Raw genomic sequence first — 6,356 nt, forward strand, 5'->3', positions numbered from 1 at the left:
GCTGTTGAAGCACTTCGACTTCGTGTCGATCGGCACCAACGACCTGATCCAGTACACGCTGGCGATCGATCGCGCCGACGAGGCGGTGTCGCACCTCTACGATCCGTGGCACCCGGCCGTGCTGGGGCTGATCGCGCAGACGATCGCCCACGCACGAGCGGCGGGCAAGGGCGTCAGCGTGTGCGGCGAGATGGCGGGAGACCCCGAGTTCACCGACCTGCTGCTGGCGATGGGGCTGCGCAATTTCTCGATGCACCCGTCGCAGATTTCGTCGATCAAGCAGCGGGTGCTGCGGGCGGATACGCGGCGTCTGGCCCCGTTGCTGCCGACGATCCTGAGCAGCGAAGACCCGGCATCGGTGTGCCGCCGGGCCCAGGCCAGCTTGCAGGCCGTCGGTATTCATCAGTAATTTCGTGACAGCGGTGCGAAGGCCGAAGAATCGATGCTATAGTCGTGGTCTTCGCTGATCACTGATCAACGAAGCGACCAAACAACTGATTGGTTTCGGCAGGCGGCGAAAGCAGCAAGCGGAAAAAAATCAAAACAAGTTGTTGAAGTCGAGCAAAAAGGTGCTACAGTCTAAGGCTGCGCTGAACGAGACAGATCGAACAGCAAAGCAAGACGGTTAACCGGATTGCAGCTCTTTAAAAACATACAGCCGATAAGTGTGGGCGTTGGAAGGCGAGTGCCGAAGAGTCGAAAGACTCGAGGTCTCATGGACCTTAAACGCTCATGAAGTGAAGTTCACTTCAATTCATTGAGTAAATTATCAAGATCGAACTGAAGAGTTTGATCCTGGCTCAGATTGAACGCTGGCGGCATGCCTTACACATGCAAGTCGAACGGCAGCACGGGAGCAATCCTGGTGGCGAGTGGCGAACGGGTGAGTAATATATCGGAACGTGCCCAGTTGTGGGGGATAGCCCGGCGAAAGCCGGATTAATACCGCATACGACCTGAGGGTGAAAGCGGGGGATCGCAAGACCTCGCGCAATTGGAGCGGCCGATATCAGATTAGCTAGTTGGTGGGGTAAAGGCCTACCAAGGCGACGATCTGTAGCTGGTCTGAGAGGACGACCAGCCACACTGGGACTGAGACACGGCCCAGACTCCTACGGGAGGCAGCAGTGGGGAATTTTGGACAATGGGCGCAAGCCTGATCCAGCCATGCCGCGTGCRGGAAGAAGGCCTTCGGGTTGTAAACYGCTTTTGTCAGGGAAGAAACGGTCTGATCTAATAAATTGGACTAATGACGGTACCTGAAGAATAAGCACCGGCTAACTACGTGCCAGCAGCCGCGGTAATACGTAGGGTGCAAGCGTTAATCGGAATTACTGGGCGTAAAGCGTGCGCAGGCGGCTATGCAAGACAGATGTGAAATCCCCGGGCTCAACCTGGGAACTGCATTTGTGACTGCATGGCTAGAGTACGGTAGAGGGGGATGGAATTCCGCGTGTAGCAGTGAAATGCGTAGATATGCGGAGGAACACCGATGGCGAAGGCAATCCCCTGGACCTGTACTGACGCTCATGCACGAAAGCGTGGGGAGCAAACAGGATTAGATACCCTGGTAGTCCACGCCCTAAACGATGTCAACTGGTTGTTGGACGGCTTGCTGTTCAGTAACGAAGCTAACGCGTGAAGTTGACCGCCTGGGGAGTACGGCCGCAAGGTTGAAACTCAAAGGAATTGACGGGGACCCGCACAAGCGGTGGATGATGTGGTTTAATTCGATGCAACGCGAAAAACCTTACCTACCCTTGACATGTCTAGAAGTTACCAGAGATGGTTTCGTGCTCGAAAGAGAGCTAGAACACAGGTGCTGCATGGCYGTCGTCAGCTCGTGTCGTGAGATGTTGGGTTAAGTCCCGCAACGAGCGCAACCCTTRTCRTTAGTTGCTACGCAAGGGCACTCTAATGAGACTGCCGGTGACAAACCGGAGGAAGGTGGGGATGACGTCARGTCMTCATGGCCCTTATRGGTAGGGCTACACACGTCATACAATGGCCGGTACAGAGGGYTGCCAACCCGCGAGGGGGAGCTAATCTCAGAAAACCGGTCGTAGTCCGGATCGCAGTCTGCAACTCGACTGCGTGAAGTCGGAATCGCTAGTAATCGCGGATCAGCTTGCCGCGGTGAATACGTTCCCGGGTCTTGTACACACCGCCCGTCACACCATGGGAGCGGGTTCTGCCAGAAGTAGTTAGCCTAACCGCAAGGGGGGCGATTACCACGGCAGGGTTCGTGACTGGGGTGAAGTCGTAACAAGGTAGCCGTATCGGAAGGTGCGGCTGGATCACCTCCTTTCTGGAAAAATGGTGCTCAATTTTTAGCGCCCACGCTTATCGGCTGTTGTGACAACAGTTCAAGAGAACGGTTCAATCCGGAACAAGGGTCTGTAGCTCAGCTGGTTAGAGCACCGTCTTGATAAGGCGGGGGTCGTTGGTTCGAGCCCAACTAGACCCACCAACTTCCATCGGGGGATTAGCTCAGCTGGGAGAGCACCTGCTTTGCAAGCAGGGGGTCGTCGGTTCGATCCCGTCATCCTCCACCACTTCTTGTTGAGGTGGTTTCCGCGTTCTCTTGACCAGAAGAAATCGACGCTGACGCAAGCAGCTTGGTGAGTTTTTCACCAGGCTGTTGCCGTCAGCGGTTCGAAAGAATCGGCTGTTGCTCTTTAACAATTTGTAGAGTCGAAAATCAGCGTTGTCGGCGGAAAGCAGACCGAAAGGGATGCACCGTGCCGTCGATGACGAACTTGATTGCGTCAACAGATATTCAACTTGAGTTGATCGAGAAATCGATTGAAGCGAGATTTGAAGAACGGCATAACGCGAAATACTCAAACAGTCATTGACCGATGCTCACCGAGGTGGGCGTCAAAGTTATAGGGTCAAGTGACTAAGTGCATGTGGTGGATGCCTTGGCGATTACAGGCGACGAAGGACGTGATAGCCTGCGATAAGCTTCGGGGAGCTGGCAAATTAGCTTTGATCCGGAGATTTCCGAATGGGGAAACCCGACCGTAAGGTCATCGCATACTGAATACATAGGTATGCGAGGCGAACCGGGTGAACTGAAACATCTCAGTAGCTCGAGGAAAAGACATCAACCGAGATTCCGAAAGTAGTGGCGAGCGAAATCGGAAGAGCCTGCACGTTTTAGCATCTTGCATATCAGAACGGAATGGAAAGTCCGGCCATAGCGGGTGATAGCCCCGTATGAAAAATGTAGGGTGTGGAACTAGGCGTGCGACAAGTAGGGCGGGACACGTGTAATCCTGTCTGAATATGGGGGGACCATCCTCCAAGGCTAAATACTCGTAATCGACCGATAGTGAACTAGTACCGTGAGGGAAAGGCGAAAAGAACCCCGGGAGGGGAGTGAAATAGATCCTGAAACCGCATGCATACAAACAGTCGGAGCCCGCAAGGGTGACGGCGTACCTTTTGTATAATGGGTCAGCGACTTACATTCAGTGGCAAGGTTAACCGAATAGGGAAGCCGTAGAGAAATCGAGTCCGAATAGGGCGTTCAGTCGCTGGGTGTAGACCCGAAACCAAGTGATCTATCCATGGCCAGGATGAAGGTAGGGTAACACCTGCTGGAGGTCCGAACCGACTAGTGTTGCAAAACTAGCGGATGAGCTGTGGATAGGGGTGAAAGGCTAAACAAACTTGGAAATAGCTGGTTCTCTCCGAAAACTATTTAGGTAGTGCCTCAAGTATTACCGTCGGGGGTAGAGCACTGTTATGGCTAGGGGGTCATGGCGACTTACCAAACCATTGCAAACTCCGAATACCGATGAGTACAGCTTGGGAGACAGTGCACCGGGTGCTAACGTCCGGACACAAGAGGGAAACAACCCAGACCGCCAGCTAAGGTCCCCAAAATTGGCTAAGTGGGAAACGAAGTGGGAAGGCTAAAACAGTCAGGATGTTGGCTTAGAAGCAGCCATCATTTAAAGAAAGCGTAATAGCTCACTGATCGAGTCGTCCTGCGCGGAAGATGTAACGGGGCTAAGCCAGTTACCGAAGCTGCGGATGTGCGCGCAAGCGTACGTGGTAGGAGAGCGTTCTGTAAGCCTGTGAAGGTGGCTTGTGAAGGCTGCTGGAGGTATCAGAAGTGCGAATGCTGACATGAGTAGCGTTAAAGGGGGTGAAAASCCCCCTCGCCGAAAGCGCAAGGTTTCCTACGCAACGTTCATCGGCGTAGGGTGAGTCGGCCCCTAAGGCGAGGCAGAGATGCGTAGCTGATGGGAAACAGGTCAATATTCCTGTACCGATATGCAGTGCGATGTGGGGACGGAGAAGGTTAGCTCAGCCGGGTGTTGGATGTCCCGGTTCAAGCGTGTAGTCATACCCTTTAGGCAAATCCGGAGGGTTTAGATGAGGCGTGATAACGAGGAGGCTTGCCTCCGAAGTGAGTGATACCCTGCTTCCAGGAAAAGCCACTAAGCTTCAGCTGCATACGACCGTACCGCAAACCGACACTGGTGCGCGAGATGAGTATTCTAAGGCGCTTGAGAGAACTCTGGAGAAGGAACTCGGCAAATTGACACCGTAACTTCGGAAGAAGGTGTGCCTTTAGTAGGTGAACCATTTACTTGGGGAGCCCAATGAGGCCGCAGAGAATCGGTGGCTGCGACTGTTTATTAAAAACACAGCACTCTGCAAAGACGAAAGTCGACGTATAGGGTGTGACGCCTGCCCGGTGCTGGAAGATTAAATGATGGGGTGCAAGCTCTTGACTGAAGTCCCAGTAAACGGCGGCCGTAACTATAACGGTCCTAAGGTAGCGAAATTCCTTGTCGGGTAAGTTCCGACCTGCACGAATGGCGTAACGATGGCCACACTGTCTCCTCCAGAGACTCAGCGAAGTTGAAATGTTTGTGATGATGCAATCTCCCCGCGGAAAGACGGAAAGACCCCATGAACCTTTACTGTAGCTTTACATTGGACTTTGAACAGATCTGTGTAGGATAGGTGGGAGGCTTTGAAGCGGTGCCGCTAGGTGTCGTGGAGCCAACGTTGAAATACCACCCTGGTGTGTTTGAGGTTCTAACCTTGGCCCGTTATCCGGGTTGGGGACAGTGTATGGTGGGCAGTTTGACTGGGGCGGTCTCCTCCCAAAGCGTAACGGAGGAGTTCGAAGGTACGCTAGCCACGGTCGGAAATCGTGGTGATAGTGCATTGGCATAAGCGTGCTTGACTGCGAGACTGACAAGTCGAGCAGGTACGAAAGTAGGACAAAGTGATCCGGTGGTTCTGTATGGAAGGGCCATCGCTCAACGGATAAAAGGTACTCTGGGGATAACAGGCTGATACCGCCCAAGAGTTCATATCGACGGCGGTGTTTGGCACCTCGATGTCGGCTCATCTCATCCTGGGGCTGTAGCCGGTCCCAAGGGTATGGCTGTTCGCCATTTAAAGAGGTACGTGAGCTGGGTTTAAAACGTCGTGAGACAGTTTGGTCCCTATCTTCCGTGGGCGCTGCAAGATTGAGAGAGCCTGCTCCTAGTACGAGAGGACCGGAGTGGACGCACCTCTGGTGTATCGGTTGTCACGCCAGTGGCATYGCCGAGTAGCTATGTKCGGAAGAGATAACCGCTGAAAGCATCTAAGCGGGAAACTCGTCTCAAGATGAGTCTTGCCGGGGCCTTGAGCCCCCTGAAGAGTCGTTCGAGACCAGGACGTTGATAGGCTGGGTGTGGAAGCGCAGTAATGCGTTAAGCTAACCAGTACTAATTGCTCGTGAGGCTTGACCCTATAACTTTGATCACACGATCAAAGCTGTCTGAGGACAAGCGTTGTGCAGTTCTTCCAACGAATATCCTTGAACGCAATCAAGTTCTGATCAAATCAAATGCTGATATCGCTTGTGTGGCATGGCCACCAGGCGTCGACTCTACGAATTGGCTGCAAAGCACTTCCCCCAAGGAATGCTCGGCAGCAACAAGTTAAGCCTGATGACCATAGCGAGGTGGTCCCACTCCTTCCCATCCCGAACAGGACAGTGAAACGCCTCAGCGCCGATGATAGTGCGGGTTCCCGTGTGAAAGTAGGACATCGTCAGGCTATTAATAGCCAACCCCCGTTACCTCCCAAGGTGACGGGGGTTTTGCTTTTGCAGCAAGCGATTCCTGCTAAACGGATCAAATAGCTCAAACGGTCCATCACGCCAAACGAGCCATCACACCGTCCGCAATTCACGCCGCAATATCTTCCCGACATTCGATTTGGGAAGGTCATCGCGAAACTCGATGTGCCTCGGCCGCTTGTAGGCCGTGAAGTTCTCCCGGCAATACGCTGCCAGATCGTCTTCGGTCAGCGTCGAATCCCGTCTGACCACGAAC

The 6,356-nt window shown here is 53.6% G+C and carries 2 protein-coding genes, 2 tRNA genes and 3 rRNA genes; 6 read left to right on the forward strand and 1 reads right to left on the reverse strand.

The features are described 5' to 3' along the window. The 6 genes from AC1D12_RS21290 to rrf all read left to right on the forward strand — a co-directional run. A partial coding sequence (locus tag AC1D12_RS21290; protein WP_477842697.1) for a putative PEP-binding protein occupies positions 1-409 on the forward strand: 409 nt, incomplete at its 5' end. Between the two features lie 368 nt (positions 410-777). Beyond that, positions 778-2,308, forward strand: a 16S ribosomal RNA gene (locus AC1D12_RS21295). 85 nt (positions 2,309-2,393) lie between these two features. Then, a tRNA-Ile gene (locus AC1D12_RS21300) sits at positions 2,394-2,470 on the forward strand. Between the two features lie 9 nt (positions 2,471-2,479). Beyond that, positions 2,480-2,555: transfer RNA gene (locus tag AC1D12_RS21305), tRNA-Ala, on the forward strand. 337 nt (positions 2,556-2,892) lie between these two features. Then, positions 2,893-5,769 (forward strand): 23S ribosomal RNA (locus AC1D12_RS21310). A gap of 196 nt (positions 5,770-5,965) precedes the next feature. After that, positions 5,966-6,078: ribosomal RNA gene (gene rrf / locus AC1D12_RS21315) — 5S ribosomal RNA — on the forward strand. The 16S, 23S and 5S rRNA genes sit together here with 2 tRNA genes alongside, the layout of an rRNA operon. 115 nt (positions 6,079-6,193) lie before the next feature. Here the strand turns inward: rrf and AC1D12_RS21320 are convergent. Then, a partial coding sequence (locus AC1D12_RS21320; protein ID WP_477842699.1) for an AMP-binding enzyme occupies positions 6,194-6,356 on the reverse strand: 163 nt, incomplete at its 5' end.

Source organism: Rhizobacter sp. P1_G5, assembly GCF_056405435.1.